Source organism: Dyadobacter sp. (assembly GCF_051859145.1).
Taxonomy (GTDB): domain Bacteria; phylum Bacteroidota; class Bacteroidia; order Cytophagales; family Spirosomataceae; genus Dyadobacter.
Genome location: NZ_JBHYGF010000485.1, coordinates 1 through 2,577 on the forward strand (window position 1 = coordinate 1; position 2,577 = coordinate 2,577).

Sequence of the window (2,577 nt, forward strand, 5' to 3'; positions counted from 1 at the left end):
TGCAGGAGGTACACGAATTCCTCGCCGACTCCAAAGCTTCAAACCGCGAAAACTACGCCCGCTTTCTGGTGAGTTATGCATTGAATGCGCCCATTGCTTCATTGACAAACCATTTTTTCAAACCATCACAAATTAAATCCCGAATCCAGATGATCTACAAAAACAGAAGTCCGAAATGGCTGCTCAGTACTTATCTGTTTGCTGCCACCATGATAGGCGCCACTGCATTGATTGTAGCCGGATGCGAAAAGGAGGATTACAGCGTGCCTGAGTTGACGGAAATAAAAGAGGAAGTATTACCGGAAAAGGTCTTCACAGTCGTTGAAACCCAACCTGAATTTCCCGGTGGCACAGAGGCTATGTTCAAGTTTCTGGCGCGAAACATCAAATATCCGACTGCCGCTGTAAAGGCAAATGTACAGGGAAGGGTTTTCTTATCTTTTATCGTAACTGAAACAGGCAAGATCCAAAATATCAATGTACTGAAAGGAATTGGCTATGGATGTGACGAGGAGGCAGTCCGCGTTTTAAGAAGCTTCCCTGATTGGAAACCGGGCGAGCAGAGTGGCCACAAGGTCAATGTAAGGTACAATCTGCATAATAATTTCCAGCTGGAAGATGCCGATAGTGAGGCTAAGCTGAACGTACCAACTGGTGAAAAGGCGCCACTTTATGTTGTGGACGGAAAAGAAGTAGAAAACGCAGCAGTCGCACAGAAACTCGCTCCCGACCAAATCGCTTCCGTAAATGTGCTCAAAAATTCGAAGGCCACTTCTATCTATGGAAACAAAGGCAAGAATGGGGTTATTGAAATTGCGACCAAGCCCAATTCTGCGGAAACAGTCAAGACAGCCACTGTAACTGCATTCGTGCCGCTTGCCGAAGCTACCAACCAGTTTACCGCAAAAGTGGAGCAATTAAACACAAAGCCTGGTTCGGGACTACAAATCAGGGTCGATCCATCTCTTTCTCTCGCGAAGGCTCCTCTCTACATTGTAGACGGTGTCAAGCAGGGACATGACATCGGCATCAGCAAGCTTGATCCAAACACGATTGAGTCTATAAGCGTACTCAAAGAGACAAGTGCTACTTCGATCTACGGAGAAGATGGCAAAAACGGGGTCGTGTTTATCAAAACAAAAAACTAGCCGCGGCTTTATGGAAACGCTCATTTATCTGGCTAAAACCAACCTGTACCTGATCCTTTTCTATTGCTGTTACTGGCTGTTTTTCCGCCAACATACATTTTTTCAATGGAACCGGATCTACTTGCTGGCCGCAATTGCCGCTTCGTTCCTCCTGCCGCTTATTGTGTTTTACACGCCCGTGGAAGTTGCTGAGCGAAGTACAGAAATGGTGCAGCAAGTCGCAGCAAATACGGTAACATCCGCGGCACCGGAAGAACAAGTGAACTGGGCACAGCTCCTTTTTTGGGTGTACTTGTCGGGCTGTGTTTTCATGCTGGCCAAGCTTTTAAGGTCTTTCCAAAGGTTATTTGTTTTGGTTAAAAACGGCGAGCGCATTGAGCTGGAAGCGTATACCCTTATTTTCCTGGACTATAAACAAGCTAAAAAGACCAACTCCGGTTCATTTTCATTCTTCAAATGGCTGGTTGTCAACCAGGCAGATTATGAGAACAACCCCGACACCATTCTCCGGCACGAACATGTGCATATCCGTCAGTGGCATAGTCTGGATATTTTACTGATTGAGCTTATCAAGGTTTTATTTTGGGTAAATCCGGTGGTATGGTTCTACAAAAGATCGTTGCAGACTTTACATGAATACCTCGCCGATGTGGAAGCTACCCATCGTGACAGCTATGCGCATTTCCTTGTTTCCTACGCGTTGAAGGTACCCGGACAGGTACTTACCAATCATTTCTCAAATGCTTCACTACTTAAAGACCGCATTAAAATGATTTACAAAAACCGCACATCCAAATGGCTGCTGAGCAAGTATCTGCTCATCCTGCCGATAGCAGTCGCTACTGTGTTCTTGACAGCAGCCCGTGAGTATATTCCTCAGCCTGCCGGGGACCGAACTACTGCACTCAACGAAATTCCGGTGATCAGAGGAAAGGTATTTGATCAGAAAAACAAGCCGGTACCAGGTGCAAACGTGGTCATCAAAAACGGAACAAAAGGCGCAGCAACAGACCGAGAAGGAAATTTCGAGTTGAAGAATGTTCCTGAAAATGCCTCCCTTGTAGTCAGCCACATTCAGTTCAAGGCAAAGGAAGTTGCACTTAGCAAAGGAAAGGTGAGTTATGTTATCGTCATTGAACCTGAAAGCAGCAGTTCCCAGGCGGCAACGATTACCAGAGCTGCTGCTCCTGCAGAACCTAAATTGGTACAAACGTTTACGCCAAACAAAGCGGCAAACAAGCCGGACTATCAGGTAGCTGAACAAAAACCGGAGTTCCCGGGCGGACACGCTGCAATGGTGGAATTCCTGAAAAACAATATCAAATATCCGGCTGCCGCGCTCAAAGCCAATGTGGAAGGAGTTGTGTTAGTCAGGTTCACGGTTGACAAGGCAGGCGAATTGAAAAATGTCTTGATCGTGAAAGGAGTT

The 2,577-nt window shown here is 46.3% G+C and carries 2 protein-coding genes; both read left to right on the plus strand.

The window, feature by feature from the left end; translation table 11 throughout:
- Window positions 1-1,148 (plus strand): TonB family protein (locus tag ACTIE6_RS22475; protein WP_439558763.1); only part of this gene is annotated, 1,148 nt, incomplete at its 5' end.
- Window positions 1,149-1,158: 10 nt separating this feature from the next.
- The coding region (locus ACTIE6_RS22480) for a carboxypeptidase-like regulatory domain-containing protein (protein ID WP_439558764.1) at window positions 1,159-2,577 on the plus strand (1,419 nt) is incomplete at its 3' end.